The organism is Bacillus sp. ISL-46, assembly GCF_018613205.1.
On sequence record NZ_JAGGQR010000012.1, the window covers coordinates 25517 to 51676 of the forward strand.

At 36.4% G+C, this 26160-nt stretch carries 28 protein-coding genes and 2 pseudogenes; 7 read left to right on the forward strand and 23 right to left on the reverse strand.

The features are described 5' to 3' along the window. Positions 1-4: 4 nt before the first annotated feature. The 3 genes from J7E67_RS06540 to J7E67_RS06550 form a co-directional block, all read right to left on the reverse strand. Positions 5-1231: an ATP-grasp domain-containing protein gene (locus tag J7E67_RS06540; RefSeq protein WP_214731274.1), complete on the reverse strand. Its 1227-nt coding sequence runs from the start codon at positions 1229-1231 to the stop codon at positions 5-7. Positions 1232-1427: 196 nt separating this feature from the next. Further along, positions 1428-2405: a hypothetical protein gene (locus tag J7E67_RS06545; protein WP_214713893.1), complete on the reverse strand. Its 978-nt coding sequence runs from the start codon at positions 2403-2405 to the stop codon at positions 1428-1430. A gap of 302 nt (positions 2406-2707) precedes the next feature. Beyond that, positions 2708-2968, reverse strand: a complete 261-nt coding sequence (locus tag J7E67_RS06550; protein ID WP_214713891.1) for a hypothetical protein — start codon at positions 2966-2968, stop codon at positions 2708-2710. Between the two features lie 360 nt (positions 2969-3328). Here J7E67_RS06550 and J7E67_RS06555 point away from each other — a divergent pair, with 360 nt between their 5' ends. After that, complete coding sequence (locus J7E67_RS06555; protein WP_214731275.1) at positions 3329-3532, forward strand: hypothetical protein; 204 nt, start codon at positions 3329-3331, stop codon at positions 3530-3532. A gap of 3 nt (positions 3533-3535) precedes the next feature. Here the strand turns inward: J7E67_RS06555 and J7E67_RS06560 are convergent, their stop codons facing one another. After that, on the reverse strand, positions 3536-3805 hold the full coding sequence (locus tag J7E67_RS06560; RefSeq protein WP_214713887.1) for a hypothetical protein: 270 nt from the start codon (positions 3803-3805) through the stop codon (positions 3536-3538). 161 nt (positions 3806-3966) lie between these two features. On the opposite strand from J7E67_RS06560, the gene J7E67_RS06565 reads away from it, so the two are divergent. Next, positions 3967-4488 carry an ATP-dependent DNA ligase gene (locus J7E67_RS06565; RefSeq protein ID WP_214731276.1) on the forward strand — a complete coding sequence of 174 codons (522 nt, stop codon included), beginning with the start codon at positions 3967-3969 and terminating at the stop codon, positions 4486-4488. A gap of 273 nt (positions 4489-4761) precedes the next feature. Here the strand turns inward: J7E67_RS06565 and J7E67_RS06570 are convergent, their stop codons facing one another. Further along, entirely contained in the window at positions 4762-5148 is a 387-nt protein-coding gene (locus tag J7E67_RS06570) for a sensor histidine kinase (protein ID WP_214713882.1), read from the reverse strand. A 51-nt stretch (positions 5149-5199) separates the two neighbouring features. Here J7E67_RS06570 and J7E67_RS06575 point away from each other — a divergent pair, with 51 nt between their 5' ends. Next, a complete protein-coding gene (locus tag J7E67_RS06575) occupies positions 5200-5532 on the forward strand; it encodes a hypothetical protein (RefSeq protein ID WP_251026606.1) in 333 nt (110 codons plus the stop codon). A 532-nt stretch (positions 5533-6064) separates the two neighbouring features. Here J7E67_RS06575 and J7E67_RS06580 read toward each other — a convergent pair. Beyond that, positions 6065-6259 (reverse strand): hypothetical protein, encoded by a 195-nt coding sequence (locus J7E67_RS06580; RefSeq protein WP_142292187.1) that lies wholly within the window; start codon positions 6257-6259, stop codon positions 6065-6067. Positions 6260-6657: 398 nt separating this feature from the next. Then, entirely contained in the window at positions 6658-7206 is a 549-nt protein-coding gene (locus J7E67_RS06585) for a DUF6155 family protein (RefSeq protein ID WP_214713881.1), read from the reverse strand. 266 nt (positions 7207-7472) lie between these two features. Here J7E67_RS06585 and J7E67_RS06590 point away from each other — a divergent pair. Then, positions 7473-8653 (forward strand): annotated as a pseudogene (locus J7E67_RS06590) (IS3 family transposase); the annotation flags it as partial. A gap of 260 nt (positions 8654-8913) precedes the next feature. On the opposite strand, the gene J7E67_RS06595 reads toward J7E67_RS06590, so the two are convergent. From J7E67_RS06595 to J7E67_RS06625, 7 genes and pseudogenes are all read right to left on the reverse strand, one after another. Then, a complete protein-coding gene (locus J7E67_RS06595; protein ID WP_214731277.1) occupies positions 8914-9666 on the reverse strand; it encodes an NADPH-dependent oxidoreductase in 753 nt (250 codons plus the stop codon). Positions 9667-9771: 105 nt separating this feature from the next. Beyond that, positions 9772-11139 (reverse strand): dipeptidase, encoded by a 1368-nt coding sequence (locus J7E67_RS06600; protein ID WP_214713877.1) that lies wholly within the window; start codon positions 11137-11139, stop codon positions 9772-9774. A 72-nt stretch (positions 11140-11211) separates the two neighbouring features. Next, positions 11212-13143, reverse strand: a complete 1932-nt coding sequence (locus tag J7E67_RS06605) for a fructose-1,6-bisphosphatase (protein WP_214713875.1) — start codon at positions 13141-13143, stop codon at positions 11212-11214. A gap of 435 nt (positions 13144-13578) precedes the next feature. Further along, complete coding sequence (locus J7E67_RS06610; RefSeq protein WP_214731278.1) at positions 13579-13962, reverse strand: hypothetical protein; 384 nt, start codon at positions 13960-13962, stop codon at positions 13579-13581. 129 nt (positions 13963-14091) lie between these two features. Further along, positions 14092-14478, reverse strand: coding sequence for a DUF4386 family protein (locus J7E67_RS06615; RefSeq protein ID WP_214713871.1), 387 nt, complete (start codon positions 14476-14478; stop codon positions 14092-14094). A 225-nt stretch (positions 14479-14703) separates the two neighbouring features. Then, entirely contained in the window at positions 14704-14940 is a 237-nt protein-coding gene (locus J7E67_RS06620; protein WP_214713869.1) for a hypothetical protein, read from the reverse strand. 52 nt (positions 14941-14992) lie between these two features. Further along, positions 14993-15256, reverse strand: a pseudogene (locus tag J7E67_RS06625) (DNA replication protein DnaD); the annotation flags it as partial. Positions 15257-15570: 314 nt separating this feature from the next. On the opposite strand from J7E67_RS06625, the gene lspA reads away from it, so the two are divergent. After that, a complete protein-coding gene (gene lspA / locus J7E67_RS06630; RefSeq protein WP_214713867.1) occupies positions 15571-16008 on the forward strand; it encodes a signal peptidase II in 438 nt (145 codons plus the stop codon). Positions 16009-16242: 234 nt separating this feature from the next. Next, positions 16243-16485, forward strand: coding sequence for a glutaredoxin family protein (locus J7E67_RS06635; protein ID WP_214713865.1), 243 nt, complete (start codon positions 16243-16245; stop codon positions 16483-16485). A 125-nt stretch (positions 16486-16610) separates the two neighbouring features. Here J7E67_RS06635 and J7E67_RS06640 read toward each other — a convergent pair whose 3' ends face one another. The 9 genes from J7E67_RS06640 to J7E67_RS06680 all read right to left on the reverse strand — a co-directional run bounded on the left by J7E67_RS06640 (position 16611) and on the right by J7E67_RS06680 (position 25375). Next, complete coding sequence (locus J7E67_RS06640) at positions 16611-17282, reverse strand: arylamine N-acetyltransferase family protein (protein ID WP_308161363.1); 672 nt, start codon at positions 17280-17282, stop codon at positions 16611-16613. 360 nt (positions 17283-17642) lie between these two features. Next, positions 17643-17879, reverse strand: coding sequence for a hypothetical protein (locus J7E67_RS06645; protein ID WP_214713861.1), 237 nt, complete (start codon positions 17877-17879; stop codon positions 17643-17645). After that, positions 17879-18199, reverse strand: coding sequence for a YbjQ family protein (locus J7E67_RS06650; RefSeq protein ID WP_214713859.1), 321 nt, complete (start codon positions 18197-18199; stop codon positions 17879-17881). The genes J7E67_RS06645 and J7E67_RS06650 overlap by 1 nt, the downstream gene beginning before the upstream one ends. 202 nt (positions 18200-18401) lie before the next feature. Then, the gene (locus tag J7E67_RS06655; RefSeq protein ID WP_214713973.1) at positions 18402-19610 is read right to left on the reverse strand and encodes an acyl-CoA dehydrogenase family protein; all 1209 of its coding nucleotides are present in this window, start codon (positions 19608-19610) and stop codon (positions 18402-18404) included. A gap of 16 nt (positions 19611-19626) precedes the next feature. Beyond that, positions 19627-20814 carry a CaiB/BaiF CoA transferase family protein gene (locus J7E67_RS06660; protein ID WP_214713857.1) on the reverse strand — a complete coding sequence of 396 codons (1188 nt, stop codon included), beginning with the start codon at positions 20812-20814 and terminating at the stop codon, positions 19627-19629. A 244-nt stretch (positions 20815-21058) separates the two neighbouring features. Next, complete coding sequence (locus J7E67_RS06665) at positions 21059-21385, reverse strand: DUF3870 domain-containing protein (RefSeq protein WP_251026607.1); 327 nt, start codon at positions 21383-21385, stop codon at positions 21059-21061. Positions 21386-21694: 309 nt separating this feature from the next. After that, the gene (helD, locus tag J7E67_RS06670) at positions 21695-24004 is read right to left on the reverse strand and encodes an RNA polymerase recycling motor HelD (RefSeq protein ID WP_214713855.1); all 2310 of its coding nucleotides are present in this window, start codon (positions 24002-24004) and stop codon (positions 21695-21697) included. A 152-nt stretch (positions 24005-24156) separates the two neighbouring features. Further along, positions 24157-24342, reverse strand: a complete 186-nt coding sequence (locus J7E67_RS06675; protein ID WP_214713853.1) for a hypothetical protein — start codon at positions 24340-24342, stop codon at positions 24157-24159. A 160-nt stretch (positions 24343-24502) separates the two neighbouring features. Next, positions 24503-25375 carry an SDR family oxidoreductase gene (locus tag J7E67_RS06680; protein WP_214713850.1) on the reverse strand — a complete coding sequence of 291 codons (873 nt, stop codon included), beginning with the start codon at positions 25373-25375 and terminating at the stop codon, positions 24503-24505. Positions 25376-25608: 233 nt separating this feature from the next. On the opposite strand from J7E67_RS06680, the gene J7E67_RS06685 reads away from it, so the two are divergent. Next, positions 25609-26049, forward strand: a complete 441-nt coding sequence (locus tag J7E67_RS06685) for an Rrf2 family transcriptional regulator (RefSeq protein ID WP_214713848.1) — start codon at positions 25609-25611, stop codon at positions 26047-26049. Positions 26050-26160 lie beyond the last annotated feature (111 nt).

Genomic DNA, 26160 nt, shown 5'->3' on the forward strand with positions numbered 1-26160 from the left:
CCCTTTAGTTTAAATCGGACAAATGGAATTGGATTTCTTTTGCAGCATTTTTGGCAATATCTGCAGCCTCAGAAAGTGTGTCTGCTGAAGCCAGTACGTAGCCGTAACGATGGCCCATTGACAAGGGGGGAGTTAGAAATTTGCCTTTGCGTGGTTTAATATAGACCTCATCTACTCCTTCATGACGTAATGCACGTTGCTTCCCTGTTACTTTTTTTAACTTTCCTGTTGAATTAACTGTAATATAATGAGCATAAGCATACTTTTGATAAGGCTTATCAAGTAAAGCTTTATGACCTGTATACAATTTAATCGTTTCTTGAACTAAGTTGATACCAAATCCTACTTCAATTAAGCGGTTCATTACTCCTCCTGAAATCCTTGGATTGATCTCAATTAATTTCCACTTTCCATTTACATTTCTTAATTCCAAATGAAAGGTACCGTTATTTATGTTAAAAACCTTTACAACAGTATTAACAACTTGAACAAGAGAATGTTTTGTTTCTTCATCGATTTCAGCTAATAACCCATACCCGGTCACAATAAAACGATCTTGTTTGTTAATTTCCTGTTGAATTACCGCTACCAAATGAATTTCACCATTTTGTACTAAAACTTCTAGCAGATACTGGGGACCATGCAAATATTCTTCAATCAGAACTAGTTCATTAGGATATTTTTTTATAAGGGTTTGGATGGCTGATTTTAGTTGTTGTTGATTTTCTACATATAATACATCCTTGGAGCCTGTGGATACGGGGGATTTTACAATTATCGGAAATTCTTTTACATGCTTTGTTATTAAATTTTTAAATTTATCCTTTTTTGGATCAAACACGATATAAAAAGGGGAAATGGATTGTCCCTCCAAGGTTTTTCGTGTTATAATTTTATCTTCCATTTTAGAAATAGCATGTTTATCTAGATGGTTGTTGCCAAACTCTTGCGATAATTGAGCCGCAATTTGAACAAACGGATCAATGAAACTTAGTACAGCCATGATTTGTTTGCCTTGCTTTGTAAGGAAATGAATCTTTTTTCTTACCAATCGGACGTCTATACGGTCAATCAAGTAAACATTATGGGCATCCGGGAATTCAGTTCGTTGTGCCAAATACTTCTTATTTGTTGTAAATAGTACCGTCAAATACCCAAGACGTTCAGCAGCTTTTATCGCTTCCCTGCTCGAGCCTGATTTATAGGTTTCGATAAACACAATCGTCTTCATGATGTCATTCAACTCCTGTTCAACGTTCACTTTAATAAAGGAACACTATAGGTTTGATTTGCATCATTTTTTGTGATTAAATTAACATCATAAAGTGCATGTATTCATTGTTTTTTTGTAAAATTTATTAGCGAATTATACAAGTCAAATCCTAGGGTTTTAACCAAAACTTTCAAAATTAAATATTTAAATGATATTAAATTGGTTTATTCGATAAATTTTTCTCAATGCACTTTTTACAGTATGGCTTAAACTGGACAACAACTCGGTTTTCAGCTTTAATTTTAATCTGTTTTTTATTAAAAAAAACAAATCCCTCAATTGTTATCCAGTCATGGAGATCCTTATTGAGTAGGATCCGGAAATCTTTTATTGAAAGAGATTCTTCAGGCATCACTTTCTTTTGATTGATTGGATAAAACCAAACTTCCCCTTTCTCTTTTGAACTTTTGGACCCATGATTCTTAACAAATTGCCATTGAGTATCTGTTAGGTTCTCTAAAGTACTTGGCATTTTTTTATGAACTAAATTTTTCCCTGTAATGTTTGCAGTACCCTTTGGGGTAAAACGAAAGCAAACATAGGGATCTTCCAAAGGCTGAGAACTTCTATTTTCTATACAAAATGTCCCTTTTAATAAGCTGGTTTTATTCCCGTAAAAAATTATAGAATAATCAAAATATGCTATACTATTACTTTTTTTCACACCATTCTGTTTCGGACTGTTATCGTTCACAAATGGCGGCAAAGAAGGAATGGGGGTTGATATTTTTTGAACAAGATCCTCGATTTGTTTATCTTTTTCATTTATTTCATGTTGTTGAAGGTTAAGCCTTTCTATAACCTTAGTATTTTCTTGATGAAAAGATTCTATTTGTTTCTCCTTCTTATCCAGTTCAACCCGCATCTTCTTCAGTACTTCTTCATATTCACCAATTTTTATCTCGACTTCTTTATGATTTAAGTCCCTAAACTCAGATTCCTGCCTATCCTCTTTTAGCTGTTGAATTGCTAGTTCTTTTTCTTGAGATACAATTTTTAAATCGGTTTGCAGACGTTCAATCATTTCTTCTGCCAAAATGAGTTTTTTCCGTAATTTAAAAGAATTCTCCTTGTAAAATTGGAGACGGGCTATTGAGGCATCATAGCTCATGGGTTTATTTTGTGAATCCACTGTACTCATCCTCTCCTGATTACTCCAATGATATAAATACGGTAATGTTTAATTTCTTTTCCTTTGCAAGGGGCAGTTATTAGGTATATAGGTTACGGTATCGTTAACGGGGTCTATTTTGAAACAAACAATTGGCCTTAATACCTTATTGTAATACTATAAGTGAATTTCCAATAAATAAGTCCAATATTATTAAAAGAAAGTGTCATTTTACCCAAAATTAATCTGTAAATTGGGTATTCTATTAACGCCTATTGATGTAAATGTCCACAAAATAACTTCTATAACTAACCCGCATAATATTAAAAACTTGAAAGGGGGAGTCTTTTTGTGTCTCCAATGTTTATTAGAATCGGGTTGTTAGTTATTTCCTGATGTTCCTCTCTCTTCCTTCCAAAAACAGCTTTTAGAAGGTATTCTCCAGTTGCAATACTTGCTTCGTTACTTGTATTAATCGAGAGCTTTTTAGCTATCCCGTATAAATGGTGGAGAGTTAAAGGTGGCATAACCACTAAAATCTTTAACGATTTAAGTTTTATCCTAGGTCCTTGTTTAGTTGGCACAATCTGGATATTCAGATTGACATACGGTAAGTTGTGGTTGTATTTATTGTTAAATATATTTCTGGATGCCTTTCTTTCCTACCCTATGAACTGGATATTTCAAAAATTAAAGGTGTATAAACTAATCAACTTTAAACCCAAACACATATTCTTTACATCTATTACATATGCCATAATTATCTACATCTACCAAATGTTCTTGGATAGAGACTACAATTAATGGCTTATGAAGCATTTCGATTTAAGCGAAAAAAGAGTATAGTACTTGGATTGCACCTTCGAGTTTTCAAATAAGAAAAAGCCCTTCTCACGAGAAGAGGCTTCAACCATTTCTTTTTTTCAAGTTCGATTTAAAGTACGATGTCACGAATAATTATTTCACCAAGATATCTTCAAGAGTTTGTTGCATACCCAATGGATATCGGTGCAGTAACAGTCGCGTCTATGACAATGCGTACAGTATTACCGACTAATAAACCAACTCCGAGTAATGCATCTCCTGAAGCTGATGCAACGTTCTGCGATTTTCATTCCTTCTTTAATTCAGGAAATTCACCGTTTTAAAAATCAGTCCTGCAATCCAACATATTCTTTTAAAATTCGCTCCCCTTCTTCGTCAAGTTCGCAATAAACATTACCTTTGTCATCTTTGATTTTCGGCAAAATCGGAAGGTTAATTGTGCTTCCGTCAGCATTAGTTAAACTGAGATTTATTTTAACAGCTTCAAAAGTTTTCTCTAATGCTGATAAGTCCCTCACTGTCATCTTAACTTTAATTATCCCCATAGTACGGCTCTTAATATGGAATGTTAAAACATGAAAATTTGAATCGTTCATATGGTAAAAAAAACTCCCTATATACCTATTTCCAGCTAATTATAATGTTGCCCCAATAGGTTAGCTCTTATTATGCAATATGTGTCAAATGCGACATAAAAATAGAGTAGATTTTCCGTTTTTAATTCTGAAAAGTGAAACTCCTTGCGATGCATGATCCAGTGTCTTTCGTTGTATTTGACGTATTGTACTATAAGGGTGAGAAAGTAACCCAGCTACCACTTTTTTATAGGAGAAAAGAAATCCTCGATGCCCTCATACCAGTTAATACTCCCATTATATCGAAAGTAATGAGCATCGATGGCAACGGCATCCCCCTCTTTGAACTAATCAAGGAGCAAAACCTTGAAGGAATTGTCCTAAAGAAGAAGGATAGCACTTATGAAATTGGGAAGCGATCACACTCCTGGCTCAAAGTGATTAACTACCAATATGCAAATGTAATTGTGAACGGGTACCGGAAAGACGAATTTGGTTGGCTTTTATCATATGCGGACGGACGTTATGCGGGGATAATGGAGCTTGGCGTTCCGCAAGAAGAAAAAATGAGAATATATCAAACGTCAAAGGATGAGAATGAAAGGCTTGTCTTTATTGAACCCGTATCATGCAATGTTAAATATAGAAATTTAACGAATGCTGGCCTGCTGTGGCTCCCTTCCTACGTTTCAATGAAAGCGTAAAAGCCCTTCAAAATTGAAGGGCGCTTACCAAAATACATCATCTATTTCGGGTATCGGTCCTTTTTCAATTTCTTTATCTTGTTCTATAATGTCCATGGTTCCGTTAACTACCGCTTTTTCAATCATCGTTGTTCTATAACCTTTTTGCTCGTTTAATGCTCTTTATGTATTGGTAAGCTACCTCTGGAATATAAATATTCTTGCTTGCGTAAAATTCCCCACTTGAAGAACCTTTATTTCCTCCCATGTCTAGAAATACTTCAAGGCTTAGCCTCACAAAAGAATCTTATAGTAAACAATATCATTTATGGGAAAGTAATTTACAGGTAATTCAAACCAAAAGCGTGTATATCCTTCTTCAGGACTTTCTATACCGATTCTCCCATTGTGTCGGAGAATGATTTCACGTGCAATGGATAATCCTAGACCACTCCCGCCCATTCGACTTGTTCTCGCGGTATCGGAACGATAGAATCGATCAAATACCCGTTCTCTTTCTTCAGGAGGTATACCAGATCCACGATCAGCTACTTCCACACGAACCCAATTATTTTTAGGAAACACATGAACCCTGATCCAATTTCCACTTGCTCCATACTTAAGAGCATTTTCTAAAAAATTGCTGATCACCCGATCTATCTTTCCTGGAGTGAGGTTCACCCAAAACTCCTTGCCAATATTGTTTCACCTCGAGATAAAGGTGAAGCAGCAGTGGCTGCACCTGGTTTTGCCATTAATATGGGCTTTGGTACCTTTGTAGAAGCCGCTTATCCATTTATGTTTTCCAACAAATATATCTTTGCTGGAGTAATCCTCTCATCCGGATTAGGAGGATTACTTGTTGGACTTTTTGATGTTCGTGGAACGGCCTATGTTCCATCATTTATGGCACCACTTTTATCCAATAATATGACAGGCTTTATCATCGCAATGGCTGGAAGTTTAATATGTTCATTTCTCATTACGCTTTCCATAAATAAAATCTCTGTGAAAAAGAGCAAGAATATGGTTAGAGAGCAGAAAGCGAATAAAGTAGCAGGTTAATCATTATATGCGTTCGTCCATTAAAAAAATGGCCGAAACAAATAAATAGTTTAATGCTTTCCTTTACCTAAAACAAGAAGCTGACCAAAAAAAGTAGTCACTCAACGACCGTTTGGGACAGCTTCTTATTTTTTTCATAGTAAATAATATAAATAATAAAACCAACATTAGTAAATTTGGGATACCTACAAACCAACCTTCCATATTAAAGGCGATAGAAGCTGAAAAAACTAACAACCACATCGTACCGTTCGGGAATTCCCTGAATATATACTCTACTTCAGAAACTAATTTACTTTTTCTTGGTCCTCCTGCTTATCAAGCTCCCCGACTTAATTTATATAAATGTATAGGTATGGATCATTCATTTTCTCGTTGAACGAATGAGGCCTTTCAGAAGCTGCCGCACCAGGTTTTTGAGCCTGTCTTCACGAAAGTAATCGATGAAGTCATTTCGCATCGATTATCCTAAAAATAGATTCTGTAAAAGACATTTTTGGGGTATCCCCCAACATAAAAAATAAAAATCCCTTTACTCGATTTGTTTGAAGCCATCTAATATGATAGAAAGCAATCCCTTACTTGCTTCATAAACAAGTTGCTCCTTAGGGACCGGGCGTTTTTCCTCTTTTCTTGACTCAATACCGTTTCTATACACATACTTTCTTCGAAGGATTCCTTTTTTCTGATTATAATAAAGGACAAACCGCTTCAGATTCGATTTCATGTCAGAATTTTTCCAAATGATGTAAAAATTCTGCTGATCCTTCCATTCTTCAACTGAAATCATCGAGTACAGTAAACTTAACTGTAAAATGTTAAAATCATTATTAAAAACTTTAACATCCCTTTCTAAGGTTACTTTTGGTTGATCGATTGTTGGCAGATACTCGTCAACAACTCCAAACTGCTGAAGTTTTTCTATTAATTGTTCGTAGTTATTAATTTTAATTTCCTCCTCTGTTTAAACGATATTTCACTTTCCTTTTATTAATCCTAAAGATAATATCAATTTTATATTCTCCCTTAAATCGATACATCCATATTCCACTTTTATCCTTTTCATGAACAAACGAACTTCTTTAAGTTCATATCTTTTTTTATTATGTAATCATAGATTATACCCTATTCATCTTCTTCATGAACCCATTCAATCGTATAGTAGCATTCCACAAACGCTTCATAAAACCCCCATCCAGTACCATCTGCCATTGATACAACTTTACTTAGTCTGGTAGAAAATTCTCGGTAAAATTCTTCATTCTGATCACATTCCATTGCTACCTGGTCAAACATTTTTACCATACTAGAATAAAAATTTGCATCAATATCACCATAGGAACAGGTAAAATCAACACCTTGTTCCACATAGAAAAGCATCAGGTCAACGGTTCGTTTCTCATCATTTGTCGCCTTTTTAAAAGCAGTAATCTCTTTCTTAGCTTCTGCTAATCGAAGCTTCCCATGTCCTTTCTCAGGAAAAAATTCATTCTGTATTTTCTTTCTAGCCTGTTGAAATAGAACTTCAATCGCTTCGTTCCCTAGAAACTTACTAGATAAGAAGTTTTGAACATCTTTGTTTGCCTTAAACATTTCGACAACCAGCTCAATCAATTCTTTTTTTTCATATTCCTTTAACTGTTTTTTTAAATCAGTAATTTTGATTTTCACCATAATCCTCCAATTTTCAACGGCTTTTTTTGATTGTATTTATTCATTCATTTATCCCTAATTTCCCATTCGACTATATTTTATGGACAAATATAAAAATCTTTCATTTGGGAAATAATTTAATGCATAGGGAAAATCTTGTCAATTAAAATTTTTTCACTATTACAACAAATAATTTTCGCTCAATTGATTCAGGTGTATAAAATACAGGAGGCAAATAGCTAAAATAAAAAATCCAGGACTCAATAATTGAATGAACTGCACCCCAATATACTTTGCAGTATAAACTAGACGTACTAATTTTATGAAGGAACAAGGAACGTCTATCAGAGAAACAGCTGCAATATTTAACATTCCAGCACCTTCTACACTATTCCATGGAAAAAGCAATTTGAAACGCATGGAATAGACGCCCTTGAACTAAAGAAAAGGGGCGTCCATCTATGAAAAATGAGAAACAAGAAACATCAAAAAAACAAGCACCTGCAGAAGGTTCAGTTGAAGCATTACAACTGGAATTAGAACGTTTACGGATGGAAAATGCCTATTTAAAAAAGTTGAATGCCTTAGTTCAAAACAAGGAAAAATCACCAAACAAGACAAAGCTCAAGTAGTCTATGAATTAAGGCATGAATTTCCGGTGAAATCACTTCTACAGCTCGCAGACATTCCGCGAAGCACCTATTATTATTGGGTTAAAAATTTTGGTCGTCCTGATCCAGATGCAGAGCTAAAAAAATTGATTCAAGCAATTTATGACGAACATGAAGGCCGTTATGGTTACCGCCGTATTCGTGATGAACTTAGAAATCGTGGACACGAAGTAAACCACAAAAAAATACAGCGTATCATGAATGAACTAGGATTGAAATCACATGTTCGTATGAAAAAATATCGCTCTTACAAAGGAACAGTTGGGAAGACTGCTCCAAATATTTTAGACCGAAACTTTCAAGCAGACAGACCAAATGAGAAATGGGTTACGAATATTACGGAGTTTAAATTATTTGGAGAAAAGTTATATTTATCTCCTATGTTGGATTTATTTAATGGCGAGATCATCAATTATACAATCGGTACACGCCCCACCTATTCACTGGTTTCAACAATGTTAGATCAAGCTTTTGAACGTTTAACAAACGAGGATTCACTTCTTATCCATTCTGATCAAGGGTGGCACTATCAAATGAAAAAATACCGTAAAGCCATCAGTGGACATGGGACGCAAAGTATGTCTCGCAAAGGGAACTGTTACGATAACGCTGTTATGGAAAATTTCTTTGGAATTATGAAATCGAAATTTCTTTATCTAAAAGAATTTAAAAGTGTGGAACATTTTAAACAAGAACTAGAAAAATATATAGAATACTATGATCACAAACGAATTAAGGCAAAATTAAAAGGCATGAGCCCGGTACAATACCGAGCTCATGCCCAACAAGCTGCCTAACGAATAACCTGTCTAACTTTACGGGGTCACTTCAATTTAGATTTAAAGATACCCCTTTTTCTCTAAGGCAATTACACCATAGTTGTGATGGTTGACATCTGAACTAATTGCAGATCACAATATCATCGAAATTGATTCGACTGCCCGATGTACCTGTAACAACGCTGAGTTCCAAACACGTTTACTATTACATCCTAAAATTTATAAATAAAAGAGCAACTTGTCCGTTGCTCTTATTTTGAGTCAGATATATGAATTTTTTACTTATATCGGAACCTCTGATTTTTTACCGTAGGACTGGAATTTTTTCCATATTGGTCAAAACCTCTATCATAAAATTGAGCGACCTTACTGGACCAGTCGCTGGTATCTTGTCCGCTGGTCCGTTCAGACATATAGGATGATATCGTTTGATCATATTGGTCAATAATTTCCTTTTGCATTTTCGAATCATACTGTTCTTTCTGAAGGGTTGCCTTAATTGGTAGCCTTGGTTTTTGAGCGGGGACGGATCGTGGATATCCGACGACCAGACCTGAGATTGGGAAAACATATTCCGGAAGATTCAATAGATCAACAAAGGTTTGGGGATTTCTCCGTAACCCTCCGATTGGAACAATCCCGAGTCCCATCGATTTAGCGGCTATCACCGCACTACCTAGAGCGATCCCTACATCTGTTGAACCGATAATAATGGCTTCTAAGTCCTCGACAATTTTAAACTCCGTACCATTTTTTTCAGCTGCCAGCTTCGCCCGATAAAAATCCATGCAAAACACTAGAAATACTGGAGCTTCCTCAATCCACCTTTGGTTGCCTGCCGCTTTCGCCAATGCTGCTTTCCTTTCAGGCTCCCTAACTTCGATTACGCTCACTTGCTGACCATTAATCCAATTGGGACCAGCCAAAGCCGCCTCAATAATCACTTGGATCTGGGCTTCGCTCACCTCTTTTTCAGTGTCGAAGTCCCTAACTGAGCGATGATTTCTTAATAATTGAATGGTTTCGTTCATACTATCACTCCTCGTGTATACGATACTACACACTCAGCTTTAAATTCAAACACCTGAATCTAATAAAAGTGCCTGACACCACTGAAGGTGGTGTCAGGCACCATTTTACTTATTTAGAAGTTCTAAAAAGGAACAAATCGTTAAGATTCCTTTATCAAAGTTTTCTAAGTTAAAGTGTTCGTTTGGAGCATGAAGATTTTCATCTGGCAGACCGAATCCCATTAAAACAACAGGTGCATATAGGGATTGGTTGAAATCCGATACAATAGGAATCGAACCACCTTCTCTTTTATAAACCGGCGATTTCCCATAAACGGTTTCATACGCTTCAGCTGCTTTTTGGATCATCGGACTGTCGATTGGCGTTAAAAATGGATTCCCCGTATCGCCAAGAGACACTTTCACCGTACATCCCTTTGGTGCATGTTCCTCAAGATGCTTTTTGATTAATTCCTGAATTTTTTCAGGGTTTTGATTGTGAACTAGACGGCAGGTGATTTTGGCATGAGCTTCGTTCGGGATGACCGTTTTTGTTCCTTCTCCCTGAAATCCGCCCCATAATCCGTTTATTTCTAATGTTGGCCTGGAACTGATTCTCTCAGGGTAAGGATAATTGTTTTCCCCTCCTGTTAAATCAGTTAATGCTAACGATTTTTTTAACTTTTCTTCATCGAAGCCCAGTGCTTTAATTTGTTCCTTTTCAAATGCGGTTAATTCCACTACTTCATCATAAAAATGGTCAACATTTACTTTACCATTTGAATCATGAAGAGTTGAAAGCAGCTGTACCAATAGATGGTTGGCGTTTTGAACTCCTCCGCCGAACATGCCCGAGTGTAAATCAGAATTTGCGGTTTTAAGGGAAACTTCTAATGCACACAGACCTCTTAATGAATAAGTAATGGCAGGGACGCCTCTGTCCCACATATCAGAATCGGAAATCACGACCACATCACAGGATAATTTTTCTTTATTCTCGGATAAGTATGGCGGAAGATGAGGACTTCCGATTTCTTCTTCTCCCTCGATGCAGAATTTTACGTTTACCGGTAATTTCCCTTCTAATTTCAATAGTGTTTCCACTGCTTTGATATGTAAGAACGTCTGCCCTTTGTCGTCGGTTGCCCCTCTGGCATAGATCTTTTCATCACGGATCGTTGGTTCAAACGGAGGCGTTTCCCATAAATGAATGGGGTCAACGGGCTGTACATCATAATGGCCGTACACTAAGACCGTTGGGGCGTTTTCCTGATGAAGCCAGTCCGCATAGATAATCGGATGCCCTTTTGTCTGGACGATTTCAACATGTTCCATTCCAATGCTTTCTAATTTATTGGCAATCCATGAAGCTGCTTTTTGAATGTCCTCTTTATGCTCGGATAAGGAACTGATGCTTGGAATCCGGAGCAATTCTTTTAATTCCTCGACATTTTGATTATGTTGATTGGATAACAACTCGGATAATTGACTCATGTTCTCACCTTTTCAAGTTTATTTTCTATTCTTATTTTATACAAAAAGAATGGGGAAAACCTACAATCCGCTCTAATTCATATACCGATATTCCCTCAAACTATTCAAAATTGAAATTTCCTGTAATAGTTCTTTCCCTATATTCGTTTCTCTTACCTTTTTTCTCACTAGTTCTTTATCCACTAATCTTTTGACAGATAATACATCCGTTGCGTCACTTAATACATCTTCTTTTGAATGAAAATGTTTATGAGCAACCAATTGCATACCGTAGGAATTATATAGTAACGTGTATCCTGCTATACCTGTTACAGATTGATAGGGTTTTGAGAACCCACCATCGATAACAATCATTCTTCCATTCGCTTTGATGGGATTCTCTCCCTCAATTTCTTTCACTGGTGTATGGCCGTTGATAATATGACCCTGCTCAGGGTCGAGATCAAATTCAGCAAGGAGTTTTTTGCAAAGTTCTTCATTCTCACGTAAGTAATAATAAGGGTTCTTTCTCTCCTTGTGCGTTTCCTTATCCTGAATAAAGTACCTTTCAAAGGTGGTCATTTCTCTTTTTCCAAAGAGGGATGAGTATTCTCCGTTCCATAAATACCAAACCATATCAGTTGCAAGGTCTTCTGTCTTTTCCGGATGTTCAAAAGCATGTCGTAAATTATATTCAAACGTATCAAGTAATTCACGGCCTGCATACGTTTTATTCTCAATCGTCATTTTTTCCATATTTCCTTCTTCATCTAAAGGAATGCAACCATGAATTAACAAGTTACCGTTATATTTCAAATAAAGGCTGCCCTTTTTCATTAGGAATTTCATATGTCTAGCCAGCTTTTCGGAATGCTGCACGGAAAATAACAATTTTTCTATGACTTGTTCTTCCTCATCTAGTAATTGATCGGGCTGCATTGGATTAATCGTTGTAAAGCAACTATTTACTAGAGGGTAGGTTTTCCCATGTATCGTTATTTCGTTCTTTTCATAATCAATTTTCTCAAGTAAAAGTCTTTCTGACATATTAAAGTACGGGCGCCTCTTAATGATCGGGATTTCCAGTTTGAATTGAATCATGGCGATCGCTTGATGAATTTTCGTAATTTGCAGTTGTTCATGATTAGATAGTTTTTTATCGGAATGGACCTTAGGTCTAAAAACCGGATTGTCTTCATAGTACTTTTCCGCTAGATTAAGTAATGGTCTTAGATTGATTCCATATACGTCTTCAATAATATCCAAATTGTCGTATCTCGCACAAATACGAATAATATTAGCCAGACATACCTTTGATCCAGCAAAGGCACCCAGCCATAGGACATCATGGTTTCCCCATTGAATATCAACCGAATGGTAATCGATCAGTGTTTCCATAATTTTATCGGGCTCGGGTCCACGGTCGTAAATATCCCCTACTACATGAAGATGGTCGACAACTAATCTCTGTGTCGTATAGGCAAGACCTATGATCAGTTTATCAGCCTGTGCTAAGGAGATAATCTGCTGGACAATTTTTGAATAATAATCATCCTTATTTGTGGAATCATCTTTTTTGTAGAGTAACTCTTCAATTATATACACAAACTGTTTCGGCAAAGCTTTACGTAACTTAGAGCGTGTGTATTTGGAGGAGGCATAAGAAATGAGCTTAATCATTCGCTCAATGATTTCTGTATACCATTGGTTTAATTCTAGTTCATTACCAAAATGACTTTTTATTAACTTCAGTTTTTCCTCTGGGTAATAAATTAATGTTGCAAATTCATTCCTTTCGGTTTCAGTTAAGTTATGTTGAAACAGGTCATTAATTTTTTCTTTTACATTCCCTGAACCATTTCTTAATACATGTTGAAAGGCTTGATACTCACCATGTAAATCACTGACAAAATGTTCAGTCCCCTTTGGTAGATTTAGAATGGATTCGAGATTAATAATTTCTGTTGCTACTTTTTCTGCACTATCATATTTTTGGGCGAGTAAATCTAGATATTTTGCGTTCAAAATTATGTATCCCCTTTCAGAATTGACTGCGTTGCACTTATTAACATCATTCATTAATAATATTATAAGTGATAAATAGAATATATTTGATATCATAATACATATTTTTATTGTCTTTATTTGCAAAAGAAGGAAATTTGATGGCTGCAATCGCAGAACTTCGCGAAACACATCACTCTTCACCTGCCGTAAGGTCAAGTACAAATCGCCCTGGAATCGCTCTTCCGGCAGGCGTTTATCTTTCTTAGGTAAAAAACGCCAATTTCGTCTGGCTGGTTGAATGGGGATTTCATTTGAAGCGGTAATGGATGTAATACGTATGAGGAGTTTCTAACTATTAAATAAACCCATGGATATTTTTACTATTGTTTCCCTCACTTCATTTCAATTGGTCCTAAAACAATTATTAAATTTTCAGTGCTGGTTGAATGGATGCTAGGAAAGCCCCATTGTTTTTTGAACCCTCAAGATACTTTTCTTATTATTCCATGTCTCATCTTTTAATATTTCAATGCTGTCTTCTTGATTTTTTAATTGTTCTTTAATTTCGCTAAAGTCTTTAGCATTTTGAAGTTTCATTTCACTTAATTCGGCCTTTAGAAATTCTTGTCCCGTCCTCAATGCTAAAATTCTACCATGTTCTTTTAAGGTTTCGCCGTGCTCATTCAACGTTTCGCTGTGCTCTTTCAACATTTTGCCATGCTCTTTCAACATTTCGCCATGGTCTTTCAACATTTCGCCATGCTCTTTCAACGTAAAATCTAAATGATCCAGCTTATTATTCATTTGCTGTAGTAGGGTAAGGATCTGCTTCTCCAATTAAAGCACCTCCGTTTCATTGCCCATATTATATCATGATATATCAGTTTCCGTACTATCTGAAAAAAATTGTCGAAAGTGACAAAAGGTGACATTTTCGTTTAATCGTTAAGACATGATCGGGTTTTTCTACAATGTGACATTTTTTCCTTCCTCCGATTCGGAGAGTCCTTTAAATTTTTCAAACTTTAATCCGGTTACAATAAATCCCGCCCCAGTGAAAAGAGCGCCAATGACCTCAACAACCTTCTGGCTGTCGCCTGATACACTTGCCGCAGCAAACACTAGGGTGCCGATCAATAAAAGATAGCCTGAAAATCTAGGAAATACCTTCCCCCTAATCATTGATACTCCCAACAATATCATTCCTACTACAAACAGGAGCGGTCCGAAGGTATAAATCGGCTGAGTAAAAGCTGTGGTAAAAACTTGGCCAACCTTTTCCCCTGAAGCATGTGCAATTTCCACAAAAACAATGGCTGTTACAATGATGTTTCCTATGTTTCCTAGAAGCATGGCCTAGAGACCCAGCAAGCCGTTTCTTTCCCCTTGAAGAAAATATAGTCCGAAAACAGTAAAGACGAGCAGTAAATGGGCAGCAAAAACAAGAAAAGTACCAAAAATACTATCAGTTGCTATATTCCAAAACGTCACGAAAGAAATAATTGATTACTGTCAACACCACGAGCTACTTACCAAGGATATTACATCTGAGGAGATTGTAACAGACATCGTCAATATTTATGTAGGCTCGCTTGTCGATAGGGTAATATCCATTTCAATGGTTTCTATTAACGTGATTGGGGTTTGATTAGTTGGCATTCCGGACGCCTCTTCCACTGGGGAACCACTGTTTTGATCCCCATCTTGCTGGGTACCGATGTTCGTTTGATATTCCTCATCCAACTGTTCCATCGGATGAAACGCAAGTACCGTTGCAGCTGCCATTAACCTAACTCCCACTAATCTTTTTCGCATCCATACTCCCTCTTTTCTTTCAATCTATCACTCTTCCAATTTTACAAACTGTCCGTATTGCCAGCTCTCTCGTTTCAGGATTGTAAAGGATCAACTTGTGATGATTGATGAATCGTTCCATTAACGAATGAACACTCTCAATCGAATAGCCCAAATCAAATGCCATTTGTTTTTTGGTAATTTTATAGATTCCGATTTGAGTCGTATGTGGATTCGTAAGAAGGTAAAGATAAAAAAATTTATCTTCTGGAGTCATCTCCTCTGAAACAATTGGATTCTTCCAAAAATCAGTACGGACCATTCTAAACTTTGCCATCTGCAACCACTGCCTTCCTTTTTATAAAACCCTACATAGAAGATATAGGGTTTAATGAAGAAAACGGATATGTTCTTTTTCATAAGCATGTGAATATTTAATGAACAAACTAATACCGTGGTCAAATAAAAATGGTTTGGAATCTATCTATCAATTAAATGATCCGTTCTCAATCCCGATTGTTGCTACTTCGTAACAGTTCTACTTAACAATATCGGATAAACGTATAAGAGCTTCATAATAGAATAGAAATAAGCTTTCAATTATACTGATGATTAGGATGCAAAGGATTCTGCCAGAAAGAAGGACTATATATGCTATTTTACGTAATTGCAATCCTCGTAATTGTGATGGACCAGCTTTCTAAATATCTAATTCGGACTTACATTGACATCAATGAAACATTTACATTGTGGGGAATACAACTCACACATATCGAAAATAGCGGGATGGCAGGAGGTTTATTTCAAGGGTATGCGCGGCTCTTCGGTGTTGTGGCTGTGTTGTTCGTGATAGGTGTTTTATATTTTCGCAAAACCGGAGATATAAAAGGTGCTCTCATCGATAGTAGTTTTGGATTCCTAGTCGGTGGAGCAATTGGAAATGGCATTGATCGACTTTTGTTTGGGCAGGTGACAGATTTTATCATTCGCTCTGGTGGAATTCTTAACTTGGCCGACCATGCTATCGAGATCGGGGGGTTACTGCTTATTATTTATGGAGTTGTTAGCTGGTTGAAAAATAAGCACTAGATTCTCTAGAAATGCATATGTAAAAATGCTCTTTTACTGTCTTTGCTAAAGTCAAGGGTGGATTATTTTTTTGGGTTAAATGAAAGAAAGGCTACGATCAAGCTTGCAAATGCAAACGTAATCATGAAGGTTTCATAGTGAATAAAAAAGTGAAAGGCACTTTTTTATTCTGTAATTGTACCCATTGAAAAAGAATTCATTGTACAATACCTTTAATGAAGTGGAGGTAGTAAAATGAAAAAAGTGATTATTTATTCGCAAGAAACGTGCCCGCCTTGCCATGCGGAAAAACTATGGTTAAAAGAAAATAGGATTGAGTTTGAAGAAAGAGACATTCGTAAAAACGATCAATATATACAAGAACTTATTCAACTCGGTGCTACAGCAACACCCGTAACCATTATCGAAGAGAAGGATAGTGAAGAAGTTATTCTAGGATTTGATCAAGAAAAATTTGCTGAATTATTTGGGATATAATATAAGTATGTCAAAAAGTTTAAAGTTTGAGATCAAGCTTTCATTATAAATAGCATTGGCGAACAGTAACTGTTACGGTTCGCCAGAAATGTTTGTTAAGTTTGTCCCCCAAAAATGACATTATTTTACAGCCAGAAATGTTGTTTTGCCAGCTCTTTTAATTTCAAGTGATCAATGGCCTCTTTGGATAGAATCCCGTCAGCCCAATGTGTAAATGTGGTATCTGTTAAGGTGATATTTCCGTTATGGGTAAGTCGAGTTATTAATGGATGTTTGTTAAATGAAGATTCCGGGTGTTCGGTAATTATTCTTTGGATTTCATTCAAATCCGCTAAATCTTCAATAGGTTTCTTGGAATTAAATGCATAGCCAATTTTCCAATCTGTATCTTTATGCTTTAATTTCATTTCTAAACAATAGTCCCCATATTGATGATTTACTTTTTTAATTCGAAACTCCCCATTATACGAAGAAATGGTCTCACCGGATATTGGAACGGGTTTTAACGGTAAATTCCCACCAAAACCCGTGTCAACTAAATAGGTTTGTCCCTCGTGGTTTATAAGAACCGTGACATGCGTCCTTCCAAGTTGATGATACTCTTCGGCAGCATGATTATAAACAACACCGTCTGTTAAGACTGCATTAAACCCATTTTCTAATAGGTAGAAATAGAAAAGTGGATTTAATTCGAAACAAAGGCCGCCTTCATTTCTTTCCACTATTTTGTTCATTAAGTTTCCCTTTGTAATCTTATGAGTTTTGTTTTCAATGATAGATAAATTTTCAAACGGTATGTTTTGTGCTGTTTTTTAAAGAACCTCAGCTAAATTTTCAAAGGTAATTGTTTCGTTATTCTTAATGCCTATTCTTTTATGAAATAAAGACGTCAGTTTTTGCATTTCTACCCTCCAAGCCCTTTTATTGCTTAATTTTCTGAAATTCCCTTTAAGCAAATATAATAATTAATTAACGTCGAAACCTATGAAAAATTCCTAGAAATTTATGGTAGGCAAATGAGTAAAAGCCAGGATAATGAATTTTATCATTAGTACAAGATTCAGGACGGAGTAGAGATTGCCATAAATAAAAAAGGTAAAAAAAAATAACTACAAATTGTTTTACAATTTGAGTCATTTTTTTATTTTTTTAGGCCATTATCTTTCCTTTTTATAAAAACGCTCCCCTGTTAGGGGGTTATAGTACACTCTTGTTTTCTCATTGGTCACTGGGTCAATGTTTATTTCATCTGTTTTTTCAAATCCGGCGGGCACTTTTTCACCCTGTCGACCTTTGAAACGTTTGTCATAAATAAGCACACCTAATAAAATAAAAACAATAACAGCGATGATTTGCAAACCGTAATAGGTGATAATTATCCAAAGTCCGTTCATTACATTTTCTCGACTACGACTGCCGTTCCATATGCAAAGATTTCACTCATATTTTTTCCAGCTTCCCCTGAGTCGAAACGAGTCATAACTACTGCATTGGCACCCATCGCATTTGCATTCTTGATCATCCGGTCCATGGCTTCTTTCCTCGAATCCTCTAGCATCACGGTATATTGTTTAATTTCCCCGCCTACCAAACCTTTTAAGCTCGCCATAATATCTGCACCCAAGCCGCGGCTTCTAACAATTAAACCAAAAACAGGTCCTTTTACTTCGACCACCCTGTAGCCTTGGATATTTTCTGTTGTAACAACTAGCATACAAACACCCCCATCAAACATTCGTAAAATATAATAGCCTTTACTTCGTAAATGCGCACCCATTATTCCTTATTATACCATTTAAAAAGTGTTAGGCACCATTCAATTATATTTTCCCATTACTTGATCCGGATCGACTAAATTGGCAAACGTCCAACCTGTCAAGAACCGTTCCCATGAGCTTCCATGCCCATATGGCTAACTATTTAGTAACGCTAACTTGTTCAAAAGGCCATGAAGGCAATTGTTTACGAAGAGTCTTATCTTCCCTGTAACCTAAAGCGTACTCACCTTGCATAATCGTATGGATTTCCCTAGTACCTTCATAGATCACTGGAGCTTTGGAATTCCGCAAAAAGCGCTCTACTGGATATTCATCGGAATAACCATAAGCCCCATGGATTTGAACGGCATCATTTGCAGCATCAAAAGCAGCATTACATGAAATCCACTTAGCAAGAGACGTCTCCTTTGTATTTCGTTTACCCTCATTCTTTAACCACCCAGCTTTAAAAACCAGCAGTCTGGAAATCTCAAGATTTGCGCTCATCTTTGCAATCATTTGCTGTACAAGCTGGTGCTTTCCAATCTCTTTTCCAAATGCTTTCCGTTCATGGCAATACTTAAGGCTAGCTTCAAGACTTGCTTCTATTAAACCTACTGCTCCTGCAGCCACTGTAAATCGGCCGTTATCTAGTGCAGACATGGCAATTTTAAACCCTTCCCCTTCTTCACCTAATCTGTTCACAACAGGAACTTTTACATCTGTTAAAAATACTTCTCCAGTATTTCCAGCACGAATACCCAACTTACCCCTGATCGCCTTCGTTTCTACCCCTTCAAAACTACGTTCTACAATAAATGCAGTCATTCCTTTATGCCCTAAATCATGATCTGTCTTGGCAAAAATCAAGAAATGATCGGCAACATCACAAAGAGAAATCCAAGTTTTAGACCCATTCAAAATATAGTAATCACCATGCCTAGTAGCTGTTGTATTCATCGCTGCAACGTCAGATCCTGCATTCGGTTCTGTCAATCCGAAAGCACCAATTTTACGACCTTGTGCTTGGGGGACTAAATACTTTTGTTTTTGTCCCTCTGCTCCCCATTGCATGAGCGTCATGCAATTTAGTCCCGTATGAACAGAAACGGCTGTACGATAGGCAGTATCTCCTCGTTCCAATTCCTCACATACAATCGCCAGTGTATTATAATCCATGCCAGCTCCGCCATACTCTTCAGGGATACAGACACCCATTACTTGCAAATCCGCCAATTTTTTCAAAATAGACGGTTCAAAATGACCTTGGCGATCCCACTCCTGAATATTTGGAATGATTTCCTTATCAACAAATTTTCTAACCATTTCCTTTATACTTTGCTGCTCATTTGTTAATTCAAAGTTCATCATATATATTTCCTCCCTAAATAATTTTATTTTGTTTTAATCTCGATATTTCTTCTGAATTGTATCCAATGCTCTCTAATAGTGATTTAGTGTGTTCGCCAACCAATGGAGGATGACGCCTCATAGTTACCGGTGTTGCCGATAACTTCAACGGTGAGCCAGTTAATTGAAGATGATCAATTAATGGATGTTCCATTTCGACAATCATCTCTCTAGCCTTTATCTGTGGATCTTCAAACATTTCAGCTATGGTGTTGATTGGGCTATTTGGAACCCCAGCTGCATCTAATCGTTCTTTCCACTCTTTTTTCGGCTTTTTTGAAAGCAGTTCTTCACAAATGGCAATCAGTTTATCGTTATTCTTTAATCGTTGTTCATTATGAATAAATTCTTCCATTTCCGCTAATTCAGGTCTACCAAGGACAGCAGCAAATCGCTTAAACTGCTCATCGTTTCCTACAGCAATGACAAGATCACCGTCCTTTGTCTTAAACACTTGATAGGGTGAAATATTTGGATGCCGATTGCCCAGTCGTTTTGGAATCACTCCGCTGCATAAATAATTACTTGCCACATTAATTAATGAAGAAATCTGGCAATCCATCAGTGAAATATCAATTTCCTGCCCTTCCCCGGTCTGGTTCCGATGCTGTAAAGCCCCTAATATCCCGATGCAGGTATATAGTCCTGTTAACACATCAGCGATCGCCACACCAACTTTTACCGGACTCCCTTCAGGTTCGCCAGTGATGCTCATCAGCCCACTCATTGCTTGAATGATATAATCATAGCCTGGCAAATCCTTATAGGGACCCGTTGACCCAAAACCTGTAATGGAAGCCAAAATCAGTCCAGGGTTTATTGCTTTTAACTGCGAATAGCCTAATCCCATTTTTTCAAGTGTTCCAGATTTAAAGTTTTGAATCACGACATCGCTAGTAAAAGCCAGTTTGGAAAAGATCTTTTTCCCTTCTACTGATTTAAGATTAAGTGTCATACTTTGTTTATTCCGATTGGCACATAAATAATACGCACTTTCTCCATTGACAAAAGGCGGCCCCCAGCCCCTCGTTTCGTCACCTGATGCATAGTGTTCAATTTTGATCACTTCTGCTCCCAGGTCACCGAGAATCATAGAACAAAATGGTCCTGCCAGTACCCGAGAAACATCCAAAATTCGGATTCCATCAAGTGCCCCTTTCACAAAATCACCTCTTTCCGACTACTTATAAAACAAAAAGGAGCCAGTAAAACAAACAATGAAAAATTCCATTGATTGCTTTACTGACTCCTACTCATAGCTCGTCTTCCGGCGAAGAAAGATCAAGTGAATATAGTCAATTTAATATCATCATTTTTATTACGATCCATCTGGTCATGCAGCAAGGTTTTTACTGTCACCCAGTTGTCATTCTAACTATATACCAATAATTTGAATTTTTCAACAATTACTTTTCTGTAGATTTTATTTGCTGATAATGGAGATCTAGATCTTTTAACGCCGCCACCAATGCATTGGCAGCCTTACCTCGATAATACATTTGAAGTGCAGCAATTGCGTCATCGATTCCGTCGTTTAAACTCATCCCCCTTAACACTTGGCCAACAAATCGACGGGCATGTTCAGTAGCCAATGTACAGGAGGCATCGAGAATGACTCCATATTTTCTATCGATTTCTGCTGTAATCGTCAATGTTTCAAATACACTTTTCGCTGCCATCCCTTGGGGTAACTTTGCATGCCCGGCTATAAACAGAGTCTTTCCATTCATCATTTAAATCCACCTCGCTTTTAAAAAAATGATTTACATTTATTACATGATCTACATTGACTCTATTAATTTGGTTTCTGAAGGAATACGCCTAACTACCAATTTTCCAAAGATGATTTATGGTGGAAAACTTTAAGTCTTTTTAATGTATTCTCCAATTAATTCAATAATCCTGTTGTGTTCTTTCAAGAAAGATAAAAGAGTCAGAACAATTTGTATCTTTTTTCATGTAGAACCGTGTCAAGAAATAAATCCACCTTTTAAAATAAAGTGCCAGGCACCGGTTCAAATGGTGTCTGGCACTTTATTATTTCATGTCGTATCAAAATGGACGGATGCAGCTCTATTTAATAATAATTCCGATGGGGCACTCGCATATAAATACAACCTATGCATCGGTCTGGTCATGGCTACATACAATAATTTGATGTCTAACTCTTCTTCTCTGTACGATTCTTCCATGGTAAGAATCAGTACGGCATCAAATTCCAATCCTTTTGAAAGGTAGGAAGGTAAGATCACAACGCATCCCTTTTTCATATCTTCTTTTTCTTCTAATAGCTGAATTGGAAGATTGCTATTCTCCAGCATTTTATGTATTCGTAAGCACTCTTTGTCTGTCCTTCCAATAATCGCCATCGAGTTAAGTTCTTCCTCTTTGAGTAAATCAATATCATGTTCAAGTATCTTTTTTACCTGTTCCAAATTGCCAGGGTCAATTTTCGTAAAACATGGTTTGTCCCCATGTCGAATGACTGGTTCTACTTTTGGTAAGTCTTTATCCATGATAGAAAGAATGTCATTGGCTAAATGCATAATTTCGACTGTCGTTCGATAACTCTTTTGTAAAGCTTGATAATTAGCATTTGGGAAAATGTCGTTTACTAATGGTTCCCAGCTGTTTAACCCTCGATAGGAATGAATCCCTTGGGCTAAATCTCCCACGATCGTAAACAATTCTGTTTCAAAACCTTCTTTTAGTGCGGCAAATTGGAAATAGCTATAGTCCTGTGCCTCATCAATGAAAACACTTTTCATTTTATATGGTTCTTCAATACCTTCTAATTTTGATTTCATGTAAAATATTGGAGCTAAATCCTCAAGCTCTAGCGCCTTTTTAGCAAAAATCCTTTGACAATAGTTACTTAACCTCTTGCATTCTAACTCGGAAAGCGTACGAGAATATTTTTGTAACAGTTCAGGGGATGTCATCAATTCCTTATATAAGGTAAAAATATCTTTTTTAACAAAAGGTGCCATATAATTTTTTATCGCTACCTTCGATTCTTGTTCCACCATACTTATTCTTTTTTCTTTCGAATCCATGAAGCTGACTACTTTTTCCGTTCTTTTTTCTGAATCCAGCCTGCTGCTAAAAAGGGCCTTTTCTAATGCATCGTCATATTTGCTATTAATTTTTGAAAGAATCATCGATTTTTTTATTCTTAGATCATTTGCTAATAGATTTTTAATTTTATCCAATCTCTTATAGATAGGTAAGTATTGAAATTCATTGATAAATAGTTTTTTGAGTTTCCCCCCTCTCATTAGTCGTGATTTTTCAATCATAAAATCCTCGGAAGGTGCCAAATTAAACTCAATTTCTTTTAAATAGTGGTCAATTAACTCCTTAAAATCCAGCGATCCTTTATAACTAGACACCCATTGAATCCTTTTTGATTTTTCGTTTCCGTTAATGAGCGCCATTAATTTTGAATTTGGAGATATTAATGTTAATTTCTTTCCTAAACAATTTCTCATAAACTCTATATAGGTGGTTTGTTTAATTTTGTTTACCCCTAGATCAGGCAGAACGGCGGAAATATAATCGATAAACAATCTATTTGGTGCAAGAATCATTAATTTTTCTGGAGGAAATCGATATCCAGAAGAGTAGAGAAAGTAGGAAATTCGATGGAGAGCAATGGTTGTTTTTCCACTTCCAGCCGCTCCTTGAACGATAATGGGGTGTTTAAGTGAAGCTCGAATTACTTCATTTTGCTCATTTTGGATGGTAGCGACAATTTCTGTTAATCGATTATCCGCTTTTCCTGATAAGGATTTCTGCAATAGTTCATCATGTGTGGTTAAATCGATATCCCTAATCTCTTTTAATAGTCCATTTTCGATTTCATACTGCCGCTTTAAAGATAAATACCCACTTTGCGTTTCTCCATAGGCGTCATACGTAACATTTCCTAACCGGCCATCATAGTAAACATTTGCAATCGGTGATCGCCAATCGACAATAATCGGAATCTGATTCACACGGTCAAACAGTGAGGCTTTCCCAATATATAAAATCTCTTCTTTGGTGTCACCACTGCTTGTAAAATTGATTCTCGAGAAATACGGTTTCCCGATGACGCTTGCTAACCGTTCCAATTCACTTTCGGCCAATTCTAAATATTGAGCATTCGTTAAAAGGTTCATGTAGCTTAAACTACTGTCTGACGTATCCAGTTCAGCAAAGGCTTCTTTCAAATTCTCGACAAACTGTTCTTTATTTCCCTTCGCTATTTTCAGAACGCTTTTAATATATTCCTTAGTAAACTCTAGGCGCTCAACTTCTGTTTGATAATCTTTATGATTACGAACTGATATTTGTTTTTTCGAGCTCATTTTCTTATCCGTCACCTCTCAATATGAGTTTTACAACGGGAACTGGCACAAAAAGAAACATCTACAATTTTTTTGTAGATGCTTTTCTTTACAATGGAGCTATATTTTACCATTTAACAAGTGTTAAATCAACATACTTTTATTTAGTTGTTTTACCCTTTGTAATAGAGTAAAGCTATTAAGAAAATAATCAATCCTATTAAGAAAATAGGACCAAGACCTGTACTGTATACAAAGTAAATTCTAATATGAAGAATCGCATGAATAATAAGAATGACCAGTAAGCAAAAAAGCAACAAAATAGTTAACTGTACATTTTTATTTCGATTTCGATTCAAAGAATTGGCTCCCTTCTAGAAGCTCTATAGGGACACTTAATGGACTAACCTACTCTTGTTTTTTTATATAAATATTTTACGGTTGCTTGAATTATTCCTTCCTCTAAAAAAAACCGACCTCTGATTCATTCAGAAAGGTCGGTTTTTTAAGGAATTTATTTTATTTTGTTTGAGAAATTTGGTTAACTATTTGGGTTAATGCCTCGTTAATTGGCGTAATTGGACGACCGAGAACCTTTTCAAAATCATTACTTTCAACTGCTAATGAACCATTTCGAATACTCTCTTGAATTCCAACAACAATCGGAATGACAAAATCCGGTAAACCTAGACCTTTCATGATTTCTGCATAAGTCTCATCAGTGACTTGTTGTACAGGTATTTCTTTACCCAATACAACTCCAAGAGCAGATGCTAATTCTTCTTGAGTTAATAGAGGAGCAGAAAGTTCATAAACTTTATTTTCGTGACCGTTTCCGACAAGCACGGCTGCTGCTGCATCTGCATAATCTTGTTGTAGTGCCCAGCCTACTTTGCCTGTTCCAGCTGAAGTTACCCATGGAGCACCTGCCATCGCCCCTTGAATGCTGCCAATTTCGTTTTCCAAATACCAATTGTTACGCAAGAAAGTATATGGTATCCCTGTTTTAATAATTGCTGCTTCTGTCGCAACATGAGGCGGTGCCATTATATTTGTGCTTTCTGTTGCATTAGCCAAACTTGTATAAGCGATATATTTCACTCCAGCCCGTTCAGCTGCTGCGACTGCATCTGTATGCTGACGAATTCTTGTTTCATTGTCACCATCCGCAGAAATAATTAATAAACGATCAATCCCTGCAAAAGCAGTATCTAATGTTTCCGGAAGGTCAAAATCTCCTTGGCGAACTTCTACTCCACGAGCTCGTAATCCTTCTGCTTTCTCTGGATCGCGTACACTGACAGCCAATTGATTTGCTGGTATAGTTTTTAATAAGGTATCCACTACTTTTGATCCTAATTTTCCTGTTGCACCTGTAACTAATATTTTCATTTGATATTCCTCCAATTGTTTTATTGTTAAAATTATTTTTATTATTGCCTCTAACTTGTAATCGATTTGATTACTTGTAATCATTTTAATAACATGTTGATCTTTTGTCAACGTAAAAAACCATTTATATATTTTCCTCGTAATTTTGGTATAATACACTTGTAATCAAATTGATTACATTATAATAATATGGAGATATTAAAGTGTATAGACAATAGAGAAGGTGAGCAAAGATGTCGGTTAGCAGCCGTTTTGCAGTTGGAATTCATATATTAACACTTCTTGAGGTTAATAAAGGCGGGGTAAACTCATCAGAGTTTATTGCGGGAAGTGTCAATACAAATCCAGCCGTGATAAGAAAAATAATGGGCATGTTAAAAAAAGCAGGATTAGTAAATGTACGACCTGGTATTGCTGGGGCTGAACTAGCAAAGGATCTATCTACTATTACCTTGTTGGATGTTTATAAAGCAGTTAATGTTGTCCAGGAGAAAGAATTGTTTAGCATACATGAAAATCCCAATCCTAATTGTCCCGTAGGAAGAAATATTCAAAATACAATTGGTCCACTGTTTTCAATTGCCGAGACGGCATTGGAGAAAGCTCTCGGAAATGTAACCATTGAGGATGTAGTCAGGGATATTACTAAAAAAGAGAAATTTAATAGAATGTAAAAATACAATAGAGAAAGCCGAGGATACCGTACTCCTCGGCTCTCAATTTGCATAAAACTGATTTTTAACTAGAGGTAATAGTTTTCAGATTTAACCTAGATGAAAACCCTT

Coding starts and splice junctions, on each gene's coding strand:
- J7E67_RS06540 (WP_214731274.1), bottom strand. CDS start 1,231: ATGAAGACGATTGTGTTTATCGAAACCTATAAATCAGGCTCGAGCAGG.
- J7E67_RS06555 (WP_214731275.1), top strand. CDS start 3,329: ATGTCACGAATAATTATTTCACCAAGATATCTTCAAGAGTTTGTTGCA.
- J7E67_RS06560 (WP_214713887.1), bottom strand. CDS start 3,805: ATGAACGATTCAAATTTTCATGTTTTAACATTCCATATTAAGAGCCGT.
- J7E67_RS06580 (WP_142292187.1), bottom strand. CDS start 6,259: ATGAAATCGAATCTGAAGCGGTTTGTCCTTTATTATAATCAGAAAAAA.
- J7E67_RS06585 (WP_214713881.1), bottom strand. CDS start 7,206: ATGGTGAAAATCAAAATTACTGATTTAAAAAAACAGTTAAAGGAATAT.
- J7E67_RS06595 (WP_214731277.1), bottom strand. CDS start 9,666: ATGAACGAAACCATTCAATTATTAAGAAATCATCGCTCAGTTAGGGAC.
- J7E67_RS06600 (WP_214713877.1), bottom strand. CDS start 11,139: ATGAGTCAATTATCCGAGTTGTTATCCAATCAACATAATCAAAATGTC.
- J7E67_RS06615 (WP_214713871.1), bottom strand. CDS start 14,478: ATGCTTCTAGGAAACATAGGAAACATCATTGTAACAGCCATTGTTTTT.
- J7E67_RS06620 (WP_214713869.1), bottom strand. CDS start 14,940: ATGCGAAAAAGATTAGTGGGAGTTAGGTTAATGGCAGCTGCAACGGTA.
- lspA (WP_214713867.1), top strand. CDS start 15,571: ATGCTATTTTACGTAATTGCAATCCTCGTAATTGTGATGGACCAGCTT.
- J7E67_RS06635 (WP_214713865.1), top strand. CDS start 16,243: ATGAAAAAAGTGATTATTTATTCGCAAGAAACGTGCCCGCCTTGCCAT.
- J7E67_RS06645 (WP_214713861.1), bottom strand. CDS start 17,879: ATGAACGGACTTTGGATAATTATCACCTATTACGGTTTGCAAATCATC.
- J7E67_RS06650 (WP_214713859.1), bottom strand. CDS start 18,199: ATGCTAGTTGTTACAACAGAAAATATCCAAGGCTACAGGGTGGTCGAA.
- J7E67_RS06655 (WP_214713973.1), bottom strand. CDS start 19,610: ATGAACTTTGAATTAACAAATGAGCAGCAAAGTATAAAGGAAATGGTT.
- J7E67_RS06665 (WP_251026607.1), bottom strand. CDS start 21,385: ATGATGAATGGAAAGACTCTGTTTATAGCCGGGCATGCAAAGTTACCC.
- helD (WP_214713855.1), bottom strand. CDS start 24,004: ATGAGCTCGAAAAAACAAATATCAGTTCGTAATCATAAAGATTATCAA.
- J7E67_RS06680 (WP_214713850.1), bottom strand. CDS start 25,375: ATGAAAATATTAGTTACAGGTGCAACAGGAAAATTAGGATCAAAAGTA.
- J7E67_RS06685 (WP_214713848.1), top strand. CDS start 25,609: ATGTCGGTTAGCAGCCGTTTTGCAGTTGGAATTCATATATTAACACTT.